Source organism: Ihubacter massiliensis (genome assembly GCF_024125305.1).
GTDB lineage: Bacteria > Bacillota > Clostridia > Peptostreptococcales > Anaerovoracaceae > Hominibacterium > Hominibacterium faecale.
Window position 1 is genome coordinate 249,473 of record NZ_JAMXVH010000001.1, and the last position, 19,162, is coordinate 268,634.

Consider the following 19,162-nt stretch of genomic DNA (forward strand, 5'->3'; position numbering starts at 1 on the left):
ACAGTTTATGGCAAATATGGGCGGCTTAACCACCTGCTTATTGTGCCGTTTGTTTAATCAAGTTTGTTTTATATGGTAAAGAAGGGAAGAAGCGATGCATTTGATAAAGGATTATGTGCAGGATTTGAAAACGGAATTTACAGGGTATAACGGGAAGCGGCTGGGCCGGGATTTGATGGCCGGAATTACTGTTGCGGCCGTTGCGCTGCCCCTGGCACTGGCCTTTGGAGTCAGTTCGGGAGCAACAGCAGCAGCCGGCCTGGTGACGGCGATCATCAGCGGTGTGGCCATCAGCCTGCTTTCCGGAGCATCCTTTCAAATTTCCGGACCTACCGGAGCCATGACCGCCATATTGGTAACCCTGGCAGCCAAATACGGCATGCAGGGGATTTTGATCTCCTGTTTTTTTGCTGGAATTATCCTCATTGCTGCCGGCGTGCTCAAGCTGGGTAGAATCATCTACTATATTCCGTCCTCTGTGATTACCGGATTTACATCCGGGATTGCAATCATCATCGCATTGGGACAGCTGGACAATTTCTTCGGCGTCACATCCAAGGGGGATCTGGCGATTATGAAAGTTCTTTCTTACTTCACCTCTGGATTTTCCCCTAATTTCGCAGCTATGGGCATCGGCTTGGCGGTGATTCTGATCATGATTGTGTGGCCGGCCAAATGGAACAGCAAAGTGCCGTCCTCTTTGGCGGCTTTGATCCTGGTCTTGCTTTTCAACCATTTTGCAGGACTGAACGTGGCTGTGGTGGGAGAAATTCCAAAGACTTTGTTTTTAGATGAACGTTTGACACTGGCCGGCCTGGACTTTGCACAATTTTGGGATTTTTTTGTACCGGCTCTTTCCATCGCGGCTTTGGCAATGATCGAATCTTTGCTCTGCGGCGCTTCGGCCGGAAAGATGAAAAAGGAGACGATCAACGGCGACCGGGAGCTGGTCGCACAGGGTGTGGGAAATATTTTGATTCCGCTTTTCGGCGGAGTACCGGCGACTGCGGCCATCGCCAGGACCAGCGTAGCCATCAAAGCCGGGTGCGAAACCAGATTGACCGGTGTTTTCCATGCGGTGATCCTTCTTCTTTCCATGTTCATCCTCTCACCGGTCATGTCGGAAGTGCCGCTGTCCGCATTGGCGGGAATTTTGATCGTTACGGCATGGAGGATGAATGACTGGGAAAACATTCGTTTTATTTTCAGCCACAAATTTAAGACCGGAATGCTGAAGTTTTTCATCACAATGGCGGCTACTGTTGTGCTGGATTTAACCCAGGCGATTATCATCGGCGTAGCGTTTTCCGCCTTTATGATCGTGGTAAAGCTGACGGACATCGACATTACAATCGCGGACATAGAAAACGATCGGCTGGAGGAAATCGGCATTCACATTCCCAAAGTATCCAAGACCATCCGCATGGCCTATCTGACGGGAACGATTTTTTTCGCGGTTACGGATAAATTGAAAAAACAGCTTACGGAGCTGGGTAATACAGAAGTTCTGATTTTATCCATGCGAGGCGTTCCGGCCATTGATTTATCAGGGATACAGGCGCTGCTGGAATTGGAACAGGAGCTGGCCGAGGAAGGGGTCACCGTTATGCTGTCCAGCGCCCAGCCTAAGGTCCTGGAGGGACTGAGACGAGGCGGGCTGATCGACAGAATCGGTGCGGAGCATGTATTTGACAGTGCGGAGCATGCCATTGTCCGTGCGCAGAAGGAAGTGGAAGCATAGGTTCTCCGGGTTGCGGCAAAAGACCGGGCCTCAGGTAGAAATATGATGAAATTCGGTTTATTTGGTTATAATCGTTTCAAAGATACCGATCAAATATTTACGAAAAGACTATGGCGCGCCACGGTAAAATCCCTTAAAACTTACTGCGACGCAGCCTGGAAGTTGTGGTATAATAGTTTTCGTGGATATGTGAAAGCCATGGCAGATTGCAGACTTTCATACGAGGAGCGAGATAACCGGAGGAAATCGATGTATTGCAACCAATGCGGAAGCGAGATGAAGGAAGGGGTTAATTTTTGCAAGCGATGCGGAGCCCCTGCTGATAAGGTGGACGAGCCCGTTTCAGAGCGGAAACGCCGAATCGTTCGTTTTTTGTACACATACAGGAAGCGGATTTTGCTGTCAGTGCTGATCGGCCTCATTCTATGTGGAGCCGCTGTTTGGGCCGCTGTTTTCTTTATGGGCAGCAGCAACACCGGCGATGGAAAAGATAAACCGGCGACCGCAATAAAGTCGGCTCGTGAAGTAGACCTCAAGGATGATTATGAGATTGAAGACGGCAGATTGGTGCTGGATCCCCTGCATGCTACTTATGAAGACGGGTCTGTTCAAGAACTGACAAATTACGCCGTATATATTGATACGGCAAACTACGAGATAAAGGACGGCGCTGTCAATGCGGCGGAGCTGTACGACGGCAAGCATCTTTTCAAGCTGGAATGGACCAAAGACGGTAAAAAATATCAATATGAAAAGACGGTAGGAACGGAACATAAGAAAGATACCTGGGAAAAATACGTGGACCTGGTGGGGATGACAGGAAAAGCCATCGCGGATGCCTATGGTTCGTTGGGAACGCCTGAGTTTGGTTCTCTGGGGTCCGGAGATTGGGGTGTGGCATATGTGAATGTGGAATCGGTGTCTTTGCAGGCCGTCTTTCCGGCGGGTCTTTTGGACAGGCCGGACGACTATTCCACTTCCGATGCAGTCTGCATGGAGATGTCGGGTACGCTCAATACCCTGTTTTACAACATGGAGCCAGAAATGACCCGGGATGATCTGGCAAACACCCTTGGAATTTCGCTCACCGACAGTGAGGGCGGAGGCTGCATGGGGACTTTGGAAAACGGAAAACTCATCTATATCGGCAGCGGCCAGGTGCAGGACGGTACCTATACGCCGGATACAGCCGTCCGGGTTACCGTCAGTGAAGAAGAAAAGGGCAGCCTTTTGGAGCGGTTGTTTTAGAAGATAAAAATATGAAGGAACAAAGCAGGCTTCGCGATTCTTAAAAGAAGTAGACTTTGTTGATATGCAGGAATATTGCCGGCGATATTTCCTACGTAATAAGAAAAGAGTCTCTTATATGGTGATAAGGGGCTCTTTTGCTATTTGGGGGCAGCGGGAGAAGATGTCGGTTTGAGGGGAATAAGGTTTTTACGAAAAAGGGGAGTAAAGTGTTTTGCGAAAAAATTGAAAAAAATATACGGAATTTACGCAGTTTTCAACGATTGGGACCTCTCAAACTTGTTCGCCGGAAGGCAAGCGCCATTTTTCTCAACATGAAGCCCCGCAATCCCATAACTTTGCGTAAAAATTACGAAAACTTTTAGAAATTTTTCGGATACCAGGTCACGCAGCAGTCAGGTCCATGATCATTGGATGCCGGATGCCCAGCCCGGCAAGAGGTACTGGTGCCTGGCTCTGCACAGATGCATCGCAGGCCGAAAACTGTTTTCAAAAAATACAAATAGTTACCAGTTGAAAAAAGAACATATGTTCGGTACAATGAAGACAGATGGAGGAGGTGAAAAAAGTGGTTGTCTTTCATGTGGATGCCAACAGCGCTTATTTAAGCTGGACTGCGGCAGCGATGCTGGAACAAGGTTATAAGACGGATATTAGAACGATTCCCGCAGTAATAGCAGGTGATCCTGAAAACAGGCATGGTATCATTTTGGCAAAATCCCAGAAAGCAAAAGCCTGCGGCATACGGACCGGCGAAAGTTTGATGGAAGCAAAGGGGAAATGCCCAAATGTTTCTATCTTCCCGGCGGACTACGATCTCTATTTGTTGTGCAGCGATGCCCTGTATCGAATTCTCCGCCAGTATACGCCATTGGTGCAAAGATATAGCATCGATGAATGTTTTATGGACTGCACGGGCTCTGCGCAGGTCGTTGAAAATCCGGTAAAGTGGGCCTCTCACATAAAAGGCCGGATTGAAAAAGAATTGGGATTTACCGTAAACATCGGCATCGGACAAAACAAGCTGTGTGCGAAAATGGCCGGAGAGCTGGAAAAACCCAACAAGGTCATAACCCTATGGCCCCATGAAATCAAACAAAAGCTGTGGCCGCTGCCAGTAAGGGAGTTGTTTATGGTCGGCCGGGCTACGGAAAAAAAGCTTCACAAAATGAATATTTATACCGTTGGAGAACTGGCCAATGCAGATCGGGATCTGCTCAGAGGCGTGCTTAAAAGCCATGGCGCTTTAATTTGCGATTATGCCAATGGCATTGATTCAGAGCCGATTTTCATCAATGAAGATATTTTGCAAAAGGGAATCAGCAATAGCCTCACGCTTCCGTTTGATGCGGAAAAAAGAGAAGAGCTGCTGCAGGAATTGTTGTCTTTATGTGAAAGGGTGGGCATGCGTTTAAGACAGCTGAAAAAGCGGGCCTCACTGGTTTGCGTCACCCTAAAGAGCAGCAGCTTTTTTTCCCGCAGACATCAGGTGCAGATGCAGGGATACATCAATACAACGAGTGAAATATACAGGATCGCATCCCAACTGGTGGACGAAATTTGGACGGGAGAACCGATCCGGCAGATCGGGGTAAGGGTATCCAATTTTATAGATGAAGAGGAGGTGCAGCTGAGCTTTTTTGATCCTGTGGATCAGATGCGGCAGGAAGAGCTGGAGCAAGCAGTGGATAAAATACGCACCCGGTTTGGTACCCGAAGCATCATCAGGGGCTGCTTCGCAGGGAGTGCCATCGATCCGGTGCAAGGGGGAATCAATGATGGAAATTATTTGACGATGGGAGGTTACGGCCATGAAGATCGTTGCTAAGAAAATTCGGATGATTGCCGTATTCTGGCCGGATCAGAAGCCAATCCCTTATAAATTTAAAATGGAAGAGGACGGCGAGATGGTAACGGTCAAGGTGGATCGGATTTTGTATGCGCACAAATCGAAAATAGCGGGAATTGAAACCATTATCTATGCCTGTCAGAGTGTCATCAGAGGAAAAGAGACTCGCTATGAGTTGAAATATACAGTGACGAATTGTCAGTGGCAGTTGTATAAGATATGACGGCAAAGGCGAAAGTCAAAGCATTCGGGTCCCGGGAATAAAAATAGGATAATCTGATCTCCTTTTTAGAAAAATGAAAATATTATAGTGAGTAAGGATGGTAAGGAGAAAATAAAATTTGAAATTATAATGATTATGGCTCGTATTCTTGATATAATCAGGGAAGAGGATCCTGATTGGGAGGAGAAAGCGGCTTTTCTTTATTCTGGTGCGAAAGGTAAGCACACATAGAATCTCCGAATCTTTCGCACCAATAAAAGACTGGCTTTGGTCATAAACGTAGGACGAATTAAGAGTATGGCACAAACACTAGCAGGTGAATAGCAAACTAGTGATCAAAAATAGGGATTTTTTTTAATAGGTTTGCAGTCGCATCCCTGTATGGGGTGCGTGGATTGAAATTGCAGGATGTCGTGATTGCCCTCATAGTAGCGCACGTCGCATCCCTGTATGGGGTGCGTGGATTGAAATTGCTAGGCGCTTAGACAAAGCGCCCGATGAAAAGTCGCATCCCTGTATGGGGTGCGTGGATTGAAATAATAGCCTTTACCCAGCGGGCAATAACGCTATACGTCGCATCCCTGTATGGGGTGCGTGGATTGAAATCGACGATTTGTATCTGTCCAACCTGCCGACCAGACGTCGCATCCCTGTATGGGGTGCGTGGATTGAAATATCTGCCATTTTGTTGTACAAGTGCGCATATTCAGTCGCATCCCTGTATGGGGTGCGTGGATTGAAATAATGCGTGCGTGTCGGTCAAAGATTTTAAAGGAGTCGCATCCCTGTATGGGGTGCGTGGATTGAAATACGGTCGCCTTCTGGCTTACTCCATCATCGCTATGTCGCATCCCTGTATGGGGTGCGTGGATTGAAATTCTATACTGAATCGTTTATCGTATGCTTCTTTGAGTCGCATCCCTGTATGGGGTGCGTGGATTGAAATCAGGGAAAGCACGGTCCCATATGCCATTTATCCGCGTCGCATCCCTGTATGGGGTGCGTGGATTGAAATCAACTCGATTTAGGACGGTCATAGATCGAAACATGTCGCATCCCTGTATGGGGTGCGTGGATTGAAATTACAATCTTTCTTGCTTCTTCCTTGCTGTGAGCTTTGTCGCATCCCTGTATGGAGTGCGTAGATTGAAATCGCCTTTTTCCACAAGGAAACCCCGAAATGACCCACTTATCGGTCCTTTTTGCTGCATCCTATATGAGGACGCTGTAATGTCGCCGAGACATTCAATCCTTCGATCGGTTATTGCTGATTCCATACCAGATTGGAATTTAAAGTTGTTAATGCTGAAGGTTTTGGTGAGAAATCTTTTGATTAAATAAGTACCAGATTGGAATTTAAATGTGCGTAGCTGCGAGGATGTGGATGAAGCAGCGCTTTATTAAATAAATACCAGACTGGAATATAAAGGTTTATAGCACCATAACAGTGTGGTTTTTCTCTATTCATTAAATAAGCACCAATTGCAATATACCGCTGCTCCGCGGTAGTCAGATCAGGACAGCAGGGCGAATGAAATAAAACCGATTGGTAGATTTGAAAAAATATCTGCCATCATTCCGTAGCACGATGGCAGATCAATGAGGACCGCATACTTTTACAACGGCTATATGAGATGTGAACAAAGATTTATTTATGCAATGGCAGTGTTTTCTTGATCGGATCGGGAAGACCTGTCTTTTCGTAATGCTCGATGGCGTTCTTCATGCGATTCATGCACTCTTCGATGATACATCTGGGGGCGGCCACGTTAATTCGTTCATAGCCTGCGCCTTCTTCGCCAAAGATATATCCTTCATCAAAAGCCAGCCCGGCCTCCTTTTGCATTAACGTTTTCAGCTGTTTGGCATCCGAGCAATAGCCACGAAGGTCGATCCAAACCAGATAAGTAGCTTGGCAATTGATCACTTGGGCTTTTGGAAGATGCTCAGCCACAAAAGCTTCGATATACTGAATATTGCTGTCAATGTATGCTTTGACCTGGGTGAGCCAATCGTCACCCTGGGTATAGGCGGCGAGAATGGCTGTCAGCCCAAAGGGGTTGCAGAATCCAAGAGAAAAACGGTTGGAAACAAAATGGTTCCACTTTTTCTGGTATTCTTTATTGGGAATAATGATATTGCTGAACTGTATTCCGGCCAGATTGAACGTTTTGCTGGGGGCCGTGCAGGCAATAATACGGTGGCTGTATTCCGGCGCCAGTTTTAGAAGAGGCGTGTGGACAATATTGCTTCTGGTGAGGTCGGAATGAATTTCGTCGGAAATAATCCACTTGTCATATTTCTTAGCGATTTCCACAACCTTGCAAAGCTCATCCTCGGTCCAAACGCGGCCCACAGGATTATGGGGGCTGCATAGGATCATACCTTTGTTCTTTTCCTCAGCAAATTTTTCATCAAGATCAGCGAAATCCATTACATACGTGTTTCCGCTGCGGAGCAGGGGGCTGTTGACAACTTTGCGGCTGTTTGCCTCAATGGTGTCGGTGAATGGATAATAGACAGGCCGCTGAATAATGATGCCGTCTCCCTCTTCAGTCAGACAATTGATAAGAAAAGCGATGGCAGGAACCACACCAGGGCTGTAAAAAAGATCGCTTTTATCGATGATCCAGCCGAAATGCCGCTGATACCAACCGGTAACAGCATCTTTTAATTCGTCGTTTTCGTAAAGGGTATAGCCAAAGATTTTGCGGTCAATTCGTTGATGAAGGGCATCGAGAATCGGCTGCGCACAGGGCAGATCCATATCCGCTACCCACAGGGACAACGCGTCCTGCGGTACGCCCGAAGGCATTGCATCGCATTTCACTGAATGAGTGCCCGTACGGTCTATTGGCTTATCAAAATCGTATTTCATGATTGAAACCTCCTTGTTTTCATCGTTGTGCTGCATTTTACACGTATGCCACAGGATAAGAATAATTGGTTTTGCTTTTTTCGTCAATAGACTCGCTGCATTGCCAGTTGAATATCTTTGTAAATGTTGCCAAAGTAACCCTAGGAAACGGATTCTGATTGCGATATAATAGATTCAATTAAACGTAGCATATGCCAAGGAATGATTGGTTTTACATGTAGAGGAGGTGCTTTTGTTTTTGGAAAAAAAGACGAAATATAAAAAGTCAATCGTATGCTTTATCGATATTTTAGGTTTTAAGGAATTTGTTCACGATGAAAACAACATTTCCGCTTTTGCAACCATATTAGGGAGCGTGAACCAGCTAAATCAGTTCGATTTGCCGAGTATGCATTTGAAGGATATGCGATTTACGTCTTTTTCGGATAGCATTGTAGTATCTGTTCCTTGTAAAAAAGCAGCCTTTGGAAAAATCATCAGGACCATGGCGGTAATCAGTCATATCTTATTGGAGGATAAAATTTTGTTTCGTGGGGCGCTTACTTGCGGATCCTTGTTTCATGAAAATAATATTGTCTTTGGCCCAGCACTAGTAGAAGCTTATTTATTAGAAGAAAGCGCGGTATACCCGAGGATTGTTATGAAAGAAGAGACTTTGAACGCTTGTCTAAAGACTTGCGGTGTCTGTGACCAGGAACTATATCCCAAACGATTTCATCAAGATGAGGACGGCTTACTGTCGTATGATTACTTATATGACTATTTTAAGTTTTTTTACCATCAGGATGCGGAACATTTCGAGGCGCTGATCAATAGTCTGAAACATATCAAAGGGTTTCTCCGACAGGAGGAAATCAAAGAATATCCATCTAATATCATGATGAAATATCGATGGATGAAAAGCTATTATAACCGTACTTTGGACAAGTTGGGGGAGTATGAAACCTTTGATACTGCTTCCTATAAGCTTGTATAATCGATTGACCGATCCATACAAATATTCCTAATCTGATTATAACTTCCTCTGGCATCAGGTATGTGTTTATGGAAAGAATCAGGATCAAAAAACATCTGCTGTGCAGATGTTTTTTGATGATGTTAATCGTCGTTTCTCTTTCAGAAGGCATTTACATGATCATTTCCATTAAGCACAGCGCTGCCGAGGGGTATCGATCATCAGCCGGAGATGCCTATAAACAAGTGCATTAGTCTTTTTTTACAACCGGAATCCAGACTTCGCTGCGAGTGTCCGCCTTTGTTCCATCTTCATCATAGTAGACCTCGATATCCGGCGCGCTGCCGTATTCGTATCCGGAACTTGGAAGCCATTCAGTGGCAATGCGCTTTTGCATTTCCTGAATTGCACCTGGCATGGGGCCTATGCATTCAAAGATTGCCCAAGCAGCCGCAGGCACGATGAATTCTTCCATCCCTTCTGAGACAGCCTGATCGGTCGGCGCGGCAATATAATAATCGAAATCAAAGTTGCTGTCATTGGAAAACGGATCAGGACAAACGCTAAGACCAAGCATTCCAAAGGGCTCCTTGTTGATCATGGGCCCCAGTGCCCCGATCTTCCCGCTCATCGCGAGCTCCTTCCAGAACAAAGGAATCTCCCGATAGCAGGCATCGTCCTTTAAAGTGGTGGAAAGTTTAAAACCAACAATCCGAAACGCTTCTTTTTCTTCAATTTTGTAATTCATAACAGTTGCTCCCTTAATAGATACTTGAAAAGTGATCGGCGGGTAGGCTTTCAGCGAGGCGCCCTGCTTGCGGGCAGCGGCCGGCGTAATGCCGTGCAGCTTTTGAAAAGCCCGTGTAAAAGACGTCGGCGAATCATAACTGTACTTGAAGGCGATATCGATGACCTTATCCTCTGTGTTCTGCAGATCGTAAGCAGCTTTCGTCAGCCGTCTGCGGCGGATATATTCGGACAGCGGTACCTCTGCCATGTATGAAAACATCCGCTGGAAGTGATAAGAGGAGCAGCACGCTTTCTGCGCCAAGAGCCCGTAATTAATCTTTCCATCCAGATTGTTTTCAATATATTCAAGTGCTTCGTTCATTCGTTTCAGCCAGTCCATGTGATCTCCTTTTCTGTAAAAACAGCTTATCATGAATCTACCCAGGGTTCCTCTCAATTGATGCCCGATTTTGAGAGGTGAGACTCTTATTTTAACAGATTTTTTACAAACATACTTACCATTACATAAAAATTTTGTTGGCAGTAACGTTTGATGGTATACTAAATATATTGGAAAATACGATCCGGGGGGAATTTTAATGAAAGAGATTTTGATCATTGACGACGATGTAAATATTGGAAATATGCTCGAAGAAGTTTTGCGAGGGGAAGGGTACGGAATATCCAGGGCGTATTCCGGTACGGAAGCGCTGCTCGTACTTGAGTCCCAAAAGCCGGACCTAATCCTTCTCGACCTGATGCTTCCGGGAATCAGCGGCGATGAAGTGCTGACGAAGATCAAGGGTATTCCTGTGATTGTGGTCAGCGCCAAAGTGGATGTGGACGACAAGGTCAAGCTGCTGCTTGGGGGAGCCGCGGATTATGTAACCAAACCCTTTGACACAAAAGAACTTTTGGCGAGAATTGCCGTTCAGTTTAGATGGAATGAATCACCAGCGGCTGCGGAGATTTTGACTTTTGACGATATCAGGATGAACACGCAAAGCCATACCGTGCATGTGAGCGAGCGCCCGGTCAAGCTGACTAAGACCGAATATGCGATCTTAAAGCTTTTGATGAGCAATCCGTCCCAGGTAATCACCAAGTCCTCCATGCTGGACCGGATCAGTGAAGACACCATGGATTGCATGGAAAGCTCTTTAAAGGTACATATGAGCAATTTAAGAAAAAAGCTGCGGGACGCCGGGAAAAAAGATTATATCGAAGCAGTTTGGGGAATCGGCTTTAAAATGAAAGAAGATTAAATCTTTACGCTTTCTTAACTTTTTTCTTAACCGCTTTCTTAACCTTTCCTGTTTAAAATGTCCGTATTAAAGAAAAGGAGGTTTGTGTTTATGGATTATATTTTGACCGCCAACGCATTGAGCAAACATTACGGACATTTTAAGGCGCTGGATGGGTGCACAATGCACGTTCCTAAGGGGGCGATTTACGGTTTTGTCGGAAAAAACGGCGCAGGTAAGACAACGCTGATTCGATTAATCTGCGGGCTTCAGGAACCGACAGCAGGAACATATCAGCTGTATGGGATTGGAAATGATGACGAAGACATTAAGAAATCCAGAAGAAGGATGGGGGCTGTCGTGGAAATGCCGTCAATTTATTTGGATATGACGGCGGAAGACAACCTGAAGGAGCAATATCAGATTTTAGGTCTGCCGTCTTTTGCGGGTATTCCGGAACTGCTGGAGCTGGTTGGTTTGGATAGAACTGGAAAAAAGAAGGCCAAAAACTTTTCCCTTGGTATGCGTCAAAGACTGGGGATTGCCATCGCTCTGGCCGGTGATCCGGATTTCTTAGTTCTGGATGAGCCGGCTAATGGGCTGGATCCGCAGGGAATTATAGAAATGCGGGAATTGATCATTGAGCTGAACCGCAAGCGGCAGATAACCGTGCTCATATCCAGCCATATACTGGATGAGCTGTCCCGTCTGGCGACGCATTACGGTTTTATTGACAACGGACGTATGGTGAAGGAAATCAGCGCCGGGGAATTGGAATCCGCCTGCAGGAAATGTACCCGTTTAGAAGTTACGGATGTAAAAGCGCTGGCGCGGATACTGGACCGCATGAATATCAAATATCAGATCCTTTCCGATCAGCAAGCGGATGTATTTGATAAGATTCATATTACGGATCTGACCTTGGCTTTGGCTGAAGAGCATTGTGAAGTGCGTTCGATCGATCAGCGGGAGGCAAGCTTGGAGAGCTATTACATGAATTTGATGGGAGGCGGGGAGCATGAATAAATTGATGGCGGCCAATTTGGCGCGTTTGAAAAAGGATAAAGTTTTTTGGCTGGGAATAGCGTTCTTGTTTGTGTTCTGCGTAATCATTCTGATTAAAAATTATCAAGATTCAGCCGGTTCAGTGGCAGTTGATAATTTTTTCTTTGGATATACCATGTTTGTTAGTATTGTTTCAGCAATTTTTTGCAGCCTGTATCTGGGGACGGAGTACAGCGACGGAACTATACGCAACAAACTGATAGTTGGTCATCCAAGAGGAAGCATTTATCTGTCCAATTTAATCGTATGCATCGTGGCTAATCTGCTTATGATGCTGGCATGGCTGATCCCGGCCGTAGCATTGGGATTTCCGCTGTTTGGCTCGTTGACCATAGATATTAAGACATTTTTGCTGATGTTTACCGGAAGTTTGATCATGATTGCCGCACTGGCAGCTGTTTTTACCCTGATATCCATGTTGGTTCAAAACAAGGCATTTGCTGCTGTAGCGGCAGTGGTTGGAATCTTTGTGCTTATCTTTGCAGCGACCTATATCGCCAATGCGCTTGATGAGCCTGCGAGCTATCCAGGGTATGAAATGGGTGCTGACTCCAGTGTGGTGAGCAGCGAAGAAGTCCCCAATCCAAACTATTTATCGGGAACAAAACGGACGGTTTATGAGACGATCCTGGATATTATACCAACCGGACAAGCCTTGCAGTATATGAGTTTAACTGCTATTCACCTATGGCGGATGCCGCTTTACTCACTGGCTATTTTGATAATAACGACAAGTGCTGGGATTTTTGTTTTTCGGAAAAAGGATATTAAATAGAGGAGCTGATTATGGAACTTTGGTTATGGGCCCTGATCGGGCTGCTTGCATTGATCATCCTATGTCTGGTCATTAAAATCTATTTGCTGCGCAAATCGGCAAAGGAAATTAGAGAAGCGTTCGCAGACAGGCTCATGACGGAAACCAACACGCTCATCGATCTATCCAGCAGGGATAAGGCTTTGCGCCAGCTGGCGGACAGTATGAATGACCAGCTTCGCCAGCTGCGAAAAGACAGGCTTCGTTTTCAGCAGGGCGACTTGGAGCTGAAGGAAGCGATCACAAATATTTCCCACGATCTGAGAACACCCCTTACAGCCATCTGCGGCTATCTGGAGCTTTTGAAACGGGAAGAAACAACGGATGCGGCCGCCCGCTATCTAGATGTCATTGAAAACCGAACGCAGGTTTTGAAGCAATTGACAGAGGAACTTTTTCGCTATTCCATCGCAGCCTCTGCTTTTGATGATATGGCCTGCGAAGAAATCGCGTTGAACGATGTGCTGGAAGAGAGCGTAAGTGTTTATTATGCTGCATTGAAGGGCTGCCAAATCTGTCCACAGATTTCGATGCCAAAGCAGAAGGTGAGACGGACTCTTAATAAAAATGCCTTGTCTCGCATTTTTGGAAATATCGTTAGCAATGCTATTAAATACAGCAACGGAGATCTGCAAATTGTTTTGCAGGAGACTGGGGAACTGGTATTTTCCAATCATGCGTCAGCTCTGGACGAAATTCAAGTAGGGAAGATGTTTGATCGGTTTTATACAGTAGAAACCGCCAATAAATCTACAGGCTTGGGGCTTGCGATCGCCAAAATGCTTACAGAACAAATGAACGGGAGTATTCGTGCCGTGTATCAAGATAATATATTGAGTATTTTTATCTTTTTTCCAAAATAGAAAAAAGGTAACATAGAGTTTTGCATTCTGCTTAAACTGGGTGCATCGAACGATTTAGGGCACCAGGGGTGAATAACGGAGTGATTACTGGTTTGTAATACACATAGCAGCTGCCAATTTAGTGAAGATAATAGAAAGACTGATAAGAAGCGGCTTTTAAATTAGCCACAGCTTATCAGTCTGTTTACTTCAACTATTAAAAGTGCCAGATACGCGCACCATATTTCTGGTGCTATGAGAGAAGGTAGTTAGTCGCTCCCCCTACTCGATTAAATTACTTAAATGGTTGATAATAGACTATTTGTCAAATTCAGGATTAAAGGCATAAAAGTTCTTGCAGTCCAAATTATCCTGAACCACTCTCAGCGACTCTCCAAATCGCTGGAAATGAACGACCTCACGCTCTCTCAGGTAGCGGATCGGATCGATAACGTCAGGATCGTCTACCATTCTTAAAATATTGTCATAAGTCGTTCTGGCTTTCTGTTCAGCAGCCATATCCTCTACCAAGTCCGTAATCGCATCGCCTTTGGATGCAAACGAGAGGGCGTCAAATGGGAAACCGGCTGCAGCCTGCGGATATACTCCGGCTGTATGATCTACGAAATACGTTTCAAATCCGGCTTCTTTGATCTGCTCAATTGTCATGTTTCTGGTCAGCTGATGAATGATTGTGCTGACCATCTCAAGGTGTGCCAGTTCGTCAGTACATCGAAGGTATACATAAAGCCTATCAAAACGTCTTGCGTGGGTAAATTTCAAGGGTGAAGGCCCTTTCTTTCCCCTTATATCTGCCGCCTTCCGGCTTTGTATAGATCACTTTTTCGATTCCACTTTTTAACAGTTCATTGCGCTCCTTTGGGGTTTCGAGCGTCCAGTAAGTATCCAAGATATTCTCAAAGACCGGGATCAATTTTTCAGGAGAGGACTCCGCCTCTTTCTGCTTCAGCTCACTTTTCAATCGGGCAATCTGAGCGGCGGCGTCCTGCTGCCGCGCTTCCAACTTTTCAGATCGAGCAAGAAAGGTTTCTGTAGTATAAACGCCCTGTTCTAAAAAATCGTGAAGAGAATCGAACTGTTTATCAAGCGTCTGGAGCTCCGACTCGTAACGTGCGATTGCCTGTTGTAATTGCGCTTTTTCACCTTCGCGTGAAGAGGGTAGGTCGGCAAGCTGCAGGCGAAAGGCAGAGAGGTATTGGTCAATCGCTTTCAGCAGTTCCTCCTCAACAATCCACAAATATGATGACACATTAGGACAATGTGAATCCTGACAGAGCAAAGTATCCTTTGTTTTATCCGGATATGGCCGTCTGCTCATATTGTGGCCGCATACGCCGCAGACAATCAATCCAGCGAGTGGATTTTTTATTGCGGTACCTTTGCAGCGGGGCCGCGAATTTGCGATCCGGATTTTTTGAGCAGCGTAATAGATATCTTCTGATATGATTGCGTCATGGAGCCCATCGCACAGCGTAGCGTTTTGATTACGCGGCCGACTGACCTGGAGTTTGCCGTCGTGCATACTCTTTGCACACGCCCGTCCGCCCCAGCGGACCTTGCCAATATAGACGGGGTTTTCCAGCAGGCCGCGGATGGTGTGAGGGGACCAGCGATCAACAGAGATCGGTTTATATCCGAGGCGGTCCAGTTCCTCAGCGATGAGATTCGGACCCATGCCACGATTCACGTAGAGATCATAGGCCAGCTTCACCGCTTCGGCCTGATCGGGGACGATCTCAAGCGTATAACCTTTATCACCATCAATTTTTTTGCGAGCGTAGCCATACGGCGGTTTATTGCCGACATATTTACCCTCATTCACGCTTGCCAGCCTGCCGCTCTGCAAGCGCCGGTTAATTGTCTTATACTCCCGCCTGGACATGAAGAGGCCAAACTCGAAATATTCGGAGTCAAACTCGTTATTCGGATCGTAAGTTTTGAGGGGAGTATATATTTTCGTACAAGAATATTGAAAAGCCTGGGAGACAAGTCCCTGATCCAATGTGTTGCCCCTGGCAAGACGTTCTACTTCCACGACTAAGACCCCATCCCACGCACCATCTTCCACTTCCGCAAGGAGCTGCTGCATAACAGGACGGACAGCGATCGTTTCTCCGGATACGATTTCCTTATATACTTTTGTCACATTGAGTTTCTGGCGGCGCGCTAAATCCATCAGCATTTTTTCGTGCCGGGCCAGCGTCTCGCCCTCGCCACGGGCCTCTGCTTCTGCATCGGCGCGGGACTTTCTCAGATACATGCAATATGCCATGCTATCACCCCATAATCAATTTGCCTGGTTTTTATATTTTATTACAAGCTTAGCTCCATAAAGGCAAGGAGTATGGTCGAGATCATCCATATCAGCAAAATTTCCATCACTGCAAATCACCTTATCCTGCTTTCCGTCAATAATATTTATATCAGCCCATTTTATGTAATCGATAATGTCAATGACTTGCTCTGCATGTGAGGGTGGTACATTTCCAATCTTTCTGTCATCAACAAATACTGCGACAGCGATTTCACCATCATCGTTTGCATAATCTTTCAGTTTTGTGTCTGGGATATATTCGTCATCGCTGGAAATCTTTTTATTAATAGCTCCTAATAGTTTTTGCCCTTTCGGATTCGCAATGCCGTCTACGCGAGTTTCGAAAATGAGCCATTTTTTTTGCTTTGCGGGTTTGGATGACTTTGGCTTCGCTACGTAATTAAGCCCTTTTTTGAAGAGGACAATTCCAATAATAACAAGGATGATACCTAACGGGATATAGGCAAGGCTTTTGGACGATTCCACAATACCGTAAATGCCGGAAATCGCAAGCAAAACGCCTAAAATTGTAAATGCATTGACCTTCATAACTTTCCTCCTAACAAATACTGCTTTTATAAAACCCCTAAATTACATAATATTACCAAACCATAAAATGCCAGTATAGAGTTACAATAATCGAGCGCCCTTTTTACAGAAAGAAGGCGAGATAATGGTTATACTCTATATTTATTTAGAAAACCCACAGGTGCATGGTGTTTTTGTAAGGGAGACACGTACGTTATACCTGTCAACCAATGAACGATCCAGCAGGGGGGTGATCTACATAAAATATAAGATATAGCACACCTTAGAGGGCGCGCTTATCTGTTTTCAGTTTCTCTCGTATTTCGTCTAAAGCCTCATCACCCGGATCCCGGGCATACTTGCCGCTGGCAATTAAATCTTCAGCATATTCTAGCACTTTTTCTTTTCCGTCATCATTAAGTTTGGAGAGCAGATCGGCAACTTGATTAGATGGTGTAGGCAACGTCGAAACATCATCCCATCCCATGAGACATGACGGAGACACATTAAGCGCATTGGATAAGGCGATGATTTTATCATATCTTAAATTTTTTATATTGCCACTCTCCCAGCGTTGCACTGTTGCTTCGGATACGCCAACCATCTTTGCAATATCAAGCAGCGTGTAGTCCAATTCCTTCCTTCTATGTCTCAATGTTTTAGATACGCTCATTTTAATGACCTCCTTATAATGGATAATAGCACAAAAATTTAGGCGGTGCAATCAAAAACTTGCAAAATGCGAAAGTTTTTCATCAAAACCTATTGACATAAAATAAAAGTGATGGTATTTTAAACTTACGAAAAACGCAAGGAAGGAGAAAAGGTAATGGAATATGAAATTGATATTAAGGCAATCAAAGAAATTATGGGCGGAAAAGATATGAGCAATATTGCATTAGCAAACAAAATTGGAGTCAACAGAAACACATTACGCACATACTTCAAAAATCCAGAAAAAATGCCTTATGAAATTATACTTAAAATTGCTCTAGTTCTGGATATTCCAGACAATAGGATTAGAGGAATTTTTTTTAAACAAAAACTTACGAAAAACGCAAGTTGAAGGAGTGGGGTGAAGAGGATATGGAAGTAAAAAAAGAATCTTTAATCTGTATGCTTAATCATTTGGAGTCATTAAGGCTACAGGCCCTAGCAGAAGAAAGAGCCAATTTTGGAAAACCATGTGCTACTTGCGAACTGTGGGACAATTGCAAAGGAGACTGGTTTTCCAAAATAGAAGTGCCGTTGGATATAACGGGGAAAATCATAGATTTGGGTCATCAGGTGCCGCAAGAAAAATTGGGCAACGATGAAACCGATCTAAGTGCGGACAGCCATTAATATCAGGACAATCATAACCCATCTTTTTGTATCCAGGCTTACGGCCACCGGACATTAAGACCTCTTGATATTCAACAACAATAGATTTAGCTGCTTCGAATCTAGGGCAATGTCCAGAACAGGGTTTAAAAATCATAAAGGCTCCTTTCAGTAAAATAATAGTATCTAAATTATAAGCTATAAGATAACGGAAAACAAGTTAAGAAAGTGAGGTAAAGGGAAATGCCAAAACAGATATTAGAAACAATCAATTATAAGAACTCGATAGCTGATCGAATGTTTGCAATTGAAAATAATGAATCCCTGGATCATGAAGAAAGAAGGATCGCAATGTGTGAGGTGCTTCTAGAATTAATCAAAGACAAGAAAGGCAAGGAGTTAGAGCCTCACCTTTCGGAAGTTTCAATTAATACGAATGACGGAGCACTCGTTATAAGTTTAAAGTTTCCGCCAGATAAAGTCCACTATCGGTAAGTTTGAACTGATAAGTAGCGGCAAAATAGAAAAAAAGCATAGTACAACTCTTCATCAAAATACCATATAGGGAAGGAGGGCAGCATATGTCATTCGATAAAAATGATTACATATTAAAAACTGAATATACGACTGATACAGGTACAACAATAAAGCTTTATATGCCCTCTGATGATCAGGATGGAGAGAGAACCAAGGAGGGAATGACGAAAGCAATGCAAGAAACGGCTGCAAAGCTGCTATCAAAATATTACTAAAGGAGGGAACATGAATAGCTATTATAAGACCTGCCCATACCCAAAGCCACCAACGAAGAAAAAGAAGAAAAAACAGAACGGATGGAAGGACAAGCCTAAACGACATTGTTACTATACCGGCCGTCCATACGCCGAGCGGCATGAGTTGTTTTACGGCAATCCATTGCGGCAGATCAGCATTAATCATGGTTTCCAAATAGATTTATGTCAGCCGATCCACGCCCTATTCCACGGGAAGGTAAAACTGGACGATCTAAAGAAATTACATATACCCGGCATGTTTCCCGAACCACTGGCCTGGGCAGCGGGTGAACTAGAAAAACTCAGACAGCAATGTCAACAAGAATACGAACTCAGGGAGCAGATCGAACTTAATCTCACGCCAGAACAGGCAAGGCAGAGCTGGATGAACCTAATAGGGAGGAGTTACCTTGATTAATCTGGAAGTAATATTAACCGCCGATCCAGCGAAGCTGGCAATGATGATGTGCTACCTTGCACATGACTGCGTGACATGCCCGGCCTGCGGGCCAGATGGACCTGATATCAGTCAGGAAGCATGCCGACGAAGATTATACAGCTGGATCATGAATCAAAAAGATGAGGAGTTTTGGAGGTACATAGAAGGAGGATAAG

The 19,162-nt window shown here is 45.0% G+C and carries 21 protein-coding genes, 1 pseudogene and 1 CRISPR repeat array; of the genes and pseudogenes, 16 read left to right on the forward strand and 6 right to left on the reverse strand.

All coding sequences use genetic code 11. The features are described 5' to 3' along the window. Positions 1 to 94: 94 nt before the first annotated feature. The 4 genes from NIA71_RS01080 (at position 95) to NIA71_RS01095 (ending at position 5,061) form a co-directional block, all read left to right on the forward strand. Positions 95 to 1,741, forward strand: coding sequence for a SulP family inorganic anion transporter (locus tag NIA71_RS01080; RefSeq protein WP_227754917.1), 1,647 nt, complete (start codon positions 95 to 97; stop codon positions 1,739 to 1,741). A gap of 249 nt (positions 1,742 to 1,990) precedes the next feature. Then, entirely contained in the window at positions 1,991 to 2,989 is a 999-nt protein-coding gene (locus NIA71_RS01085; protein ID WP_227754918.1) for a zinc ribbon domain-containing protein, read from the forward strand. Positions 2,990 to 3,557: 568 nt separating this feature from the next. After that, on the forward strand, positions 3,558 to 4,817 hold the full coding sequence (locus tag NIA71_RS01090; protein WP_253019400.1) for a DNA polymerase Y family protein: 1,260 nt from the start codon (positions 3,558 to 3,560) through the stop codon (positions 4,815 to 4,817). Beyond that, on the forward strand, positions 4,801 to 5,061 hold the full coding sequence (locus NIA71_RS01095; RefSeq protein ID WP_148396602.1) for a hypothetical protein: 261 nt from the start codon (positions 4,801 to 4,803) through the stop codon (positions 5,059 to 5,061). The genes NIA71_RS01090 and NIA71_RS01095 overlap by 17 nt, the downstream gene beginning before the upstream one ends. Before the next feature lie 368 nt (positions 5,062 to 5,429). Then, positions 5,430 to 6,214: direct repeats of the CRISPR family, unit length 34 nt; unit sequence GTCGCATCCCTGTATGGGGTGCGTGGATTGAAAT. Positions 6,215 to 6,709: 495 nt separating this feature from the next. Here NIA71_RS01095 and NIA71_RS01100 read toward each other — a convergent pair. After that, entirely contained in the window at positions 6,710 to 7,939 is a 1,230-nt protein-coding gene (locus NIA71_RS01100) for a MalY/PatB family protein (protein WP_253019401.1), read from the reverse strand. A gap of 238 nt (positions 7,940 to 8,177) precedes the next feature. Between NIA71_RS01100 and NIA71_RS01105 the strand changes: the two genes are divergently transcribed. Both NIA71_RS01105 and NIA71_RS01110 read left to right on the forward strand, forming a co-directional pair. Beyond that, complete coding sequence (locus NIA71_RS01105) at positions 8,178 to 8,915, forward strand: hypothetical protein (RefSeq protein WP_253019402.1); 738 nt, start codon at positions 8,178 to 8,180, stop codon at positions 8,913 to 8,915. A 68-nt stretch (positions 8,916 to 8,983) separates the two neighbouring features. Next, positions 8,984 to 9,148, forward strand: coding sequence for a hypothetical protein (locus NIA71_RS01110; RefSeq protein ID WP_227754922.1), 165 nt, complete (start codon positions 8,984 to 8,986; stop codon positions 9,146 to 9,148). Here NIA71_RS01110 and NIA71_RS01115 read toward each other — a convergent pair. Continuing rightward, positions 9,145 to 10,023 (reverse strand): AraC family transcriptional regulator, encoded by an 879-nt coding sequence (locus NIA71_RS01115; protein ID WP_253019403.1) that lies wholly within the window; start codon positions 10,021 to 10,023, stop codon positions 9,145 to 9,147. The genes NIA71_RS01110 and NIA71_RS01115 overlap by 4 nt on opposite strands. A 199-nt stretch (positions 10,024 to 10,222) precedes the next feature. Between NIA71_RS01115 and NIA71_RS01120 the strand changes: the two genes are divergently transcribed. The 4 genes from NIA71_RS01120 to NIA71_RS01135 all read left to right on the forward strand — a co-directional run bounded on the left by NIA71_RS01120 (position 10,223) and on the right by NIA71_RS01135 (position 13,609). Next, on the forward strand, positions 10,223 to 10,888 hold the full coding sequence (locus tag NIA71_RS01120) for a response regulator transcription factor (protein ID WP_253019404.1): 666 nt from the start codon (positions 10,223 to 10,225) through the stop codon (positions 10,886 to 10,888). A gap of 90 nt (positions 10,889 to 10,978) precedes the next feature. After that, positions 10,979 to 11,893: an ABC transporter ATP-binding protein gene (locus NIA71_RS01125; protein ID WP_148396597.1), complete on the forward strand. Its 915-nt coding sequence runs from the start codon at positions 10,979 to 10,981 to the stop codon at positions 11,891 to 11,893. Beyond that, positions 11,886 to 12,707 (forward strand): ABC transporter permease subunit, encoded by an 822-nt coding sequence (locus tag NIA71_RS01130; protein ID WP_148396596.1) that lies wholly within the window; start codon positions 11,886 to 11,888, stop codon positions 12,705 to 12,707. Before NIA71_RS01125 ends, NIA71_RS01130 begins: the two co-directional genes overlap by 8 nt. An 11-nt stretch (positions 12,708 to 12,718) precedes the next feature. Continuing rightward, the gene (locus NIA71_RS01135) at positions 12,719 to 13,609 is read left to right on the forward strand and encodes a sensor histidine kinase (protein WP_253019405.1); all 891 of its coding nucleotides are present in this window, start codon (positions 12,719 to 12,721) and stop codon (positions 13,607 to 13,609) included. 297 nt (positions 13,610 to 13,906) lie between these two features. Here the strand turns inward: NIA71_RS01135 and NIA71_RS01140 are convergent. The 4 genes and pseudogenes from NIA71_RS01140 to NIA71_RS01155 all read right to left on the reverse strand — a co-directional run. Then, positions 13,907 to 14,317, reverse strand: a pseudogene (locus tag NIA71_RS01140) (manganese catalase family protein); the annotation flags it as partial. 25 nt (positions 14,318 to 14,342) lie between these two features. Next, positions 14,343 to 15,881 carry a recombinase family protein gene (locus tag NIA71_RS01145; protein WP_253019407.1) on the reverse strand — a complete coding sequence of 513 codons (1,539 nt, stop codon included), beginning with the start codon at positions 15,879 to 15,881 and terminating at the stop codon, positions 14,343 to 14,345. A gap of 15 nt (positions 15,882 to 15,896) precedes the next feature. Continuing rightward, positions 15,897 to 16,472 (reverse strand): hypothetical protein, encoded by a 576-nt coding sequence (locus NIA71_RS01150; protein WP_253019408.1) that lies wholly within the window; start codon positions 16,470 to 16,472, stop codon positions 15,897 to 15,899. Between the two features lie 262 nt (positions 16,473 to 16,734). After that, positions 16,735 to 17,124: a helix-turn-helix domain-containing protein gene (locus tag NIA71_RS01155; RefSeq protein WP_253019409.1), complete on the reverse strand. Its 390-nt coding sequence runs from the start codon at positions 17,122 to 17,124 to the stop codon at positions 16,735 to 16,737. Between the two features lie 156 nt (positions 17,125 to 17,280). Here NIA71_RS01155 and NIA71_RS01160 point away from each other — a divergent pair, with 156 nt between their 5' ends. The 6 genes from NIA71_RS01160 to NIA71_RS01185 all read left to right on the forward strand — a co-directional run bounded on the left by NIA71_RS01160 (position 17,281) and on the right by NIA71_RS01185 (position 19,161). Then, on the forward strand, positions 17,281 to 17,517 hold the full coding sequence (locus tag NIA71_RS01160; protein ID WP_253019410.1) for a helix-turn-helix domain-containing protein: 237 nt from the start codon (positions 17,281 to 17,283) through the stop codon (positions 17,515 to 17,517). Between the two features lie 20 nt (positions 17,518 to 17,537). After that, positions 17,538 to 17,795: a hypothetical protein gene (locus NIA71_RS01165; RefSeq protein ID WP_253019411.1), complete on the forward strand. Its 258-nt coding sequence runs from the start codon at positions 17,538 to 17,540 to the stop codon at positions 17,793 to 17,795. Between the two features lie 222 nt (positions 17,796 to 18,017). Further along, positions 18,018 to 18,269, forward strand: a complete 252-nt coding sequence (locus NIA71_RS01170) for a hypothetical protein (RefSeq protein ID WP_253019412.1) — start codon at positions 18,018 to 18,020, stop codon at positions 18,267 to 18,269. 86 nt (positions 18,270 to 18,355) lie between these two features. Further along, on the forward strand, positions 18,356 to 18,526 hold the full coding sequence (locus NIA71_RS01175; RefSeq protein WP_253019413.1) for a hypothetical protein: 171 nt from the start codon (positions 18,356 to 18,358) through the stop codon (positions 18,524 to 18,526). A gap of 10 nt (positions 18,527 to 18,536) precedes the next feature. Further along, positions 18,537 to 18,965: a hypothetical protein gene (locus tag NIA71_RS01180; RefSeq protein ID WP_253019414.1), complete on the forward strand. Its 429-nt coding sequence runs from the start codon at positions 18,537 to 18,539 to the stop codon at positions 18,963 to 18,965. Then, a complete protein-coding gene (locus NIA71_RS01185) occupies positions 18,958 to 19,161 on the forward strand; it encodes a hypothetical protein (protein WP_253019415.1) in 204 nt (67 codons plus the stop codon). The genes NIA71_RS01180 and NIA71_RS01185 overlap by 8 nt, the downstream gene beginning before the upstream one ends. The last annotated feature ends 1 nt before the right edge of the window (position 19,162 follow it).

Coding starts and splice junctions, on each gene's coding strand:
- NIA71_RS01080 (WP_227754917.1), top strand. CDS start 95: ATGCATTTGATAAAGGATTATGTGCAGGATTTGAAAACGGAATTTACA.
- NIA71_RS01085 (WP_227754918.1), top strand. CDS start 1,991: ATGTATTGCAACCAATGCGGAAGCGAGATGAAGGAAGGGGTTAATTTT.
- NIA71_RS01095 (WP_148396602.1), top strand. CDS start 4,801: ATGAAGATCGTTGCTAAGAAAATTCGGATGATTGCCGTATTCTGGCCG.
- NIA71_RS01100 (WP_253019401.1), bottom strand. CDS start 7,939: ATGAAATACGATTTTGATAAGCCAATAGACCGTACGGGCACTCATTCA.
- NIA71_RS01110 (WP_227754922.1), top strand. CDS start 8,984: ATGGAAAGAATCAGGATCAAAAAACATCTGCTGTGCAGATGTTTTTTG.
- NIA71_RS01115 (WP_253019403.1), bottom strand. CDS start 10,023: ATGGACTGGCTGAAACGAATGAACGAAGCACTTGAATATATTGAAAAC.
- NIA71_RS01120 (WP_253019404.1), top strand. CDS start 10,223: ATGAAAGAGATTTTGATCATTGACGACGATGTAAATATTGGAAATATG.
- NIA71_RS01125 (WP_148396597.1), top strand. CDS start 10,979: ATGGATTATATTTTGACCGCCAACGCATTGAGCAAACATTACGGACAT.
- NIA71_RS01130 (WP_148396596.1), top strand. CDS start 11,886: ATGAATAAATTGATGGCGGCCAATTTGGCGCGTTTGAAAAAGGATAAA.
- NIA71_RS01135 (WP_253019405.1), top strand. CDS start 12,719: ATGGAACTTTGGTTATGGGCCCTGATCGGGCTGCTTGCATTGATCATC.
- NIA71_RS01145 (WP_253019407.1), bottom strand. CDS start 15,881: ATGGCATATTGCATGTATCTGAGAAAGTCCCGCGCCGATGCAGAAGCA.
- NIA71_RS01150 (WP_253019408.1), bottom strand. CDS start 16,472: ATGAAGGTCAATGCATTTACAATTTTAGGCGTTTTGCTTGCGATTTCC.
- NIA71_RS01155 (WP_253019409.1), bottom strand. CDS start 17,124: ATGAGCGTATCTAAAACATTGAGACATAGAAGGAAGGAATTGGACTAC.
- NIA71_RS01160 (WP_253019410.1), top strand. CDS start 17,281: ATGGAATATGAAATTGATATTAAGGCAATCAAAGAAATTATGGGCGGA.
- NIA71_RS01165 (WP_253019411.1), top strand. CDS start 17,538: ATGGAAGTAAAAAAAGAATCTTTAATCTGTATGCTTAATCATTTGGAG.
- NIA71_RS01170 (WP_253019412.1), top strand. CDS start 18,018: ATGCCAAAACAGATATTAGAAACAATCAATTATAAGAACTCGATAGCT.
- NIA71_RS01175 (WP_253019413.1), top strand. CDS start 18,356: ATGTCATTCGATAAAAATGATTACATATTAAAAACTGAATATACGACT.
- NIA71_RS01180 (WP_253019414.1), top strand. CDS start 18,537: ATGAATAGCTATTATAAGACCTGCCCATACCCAAAGCCACCAACGAAG.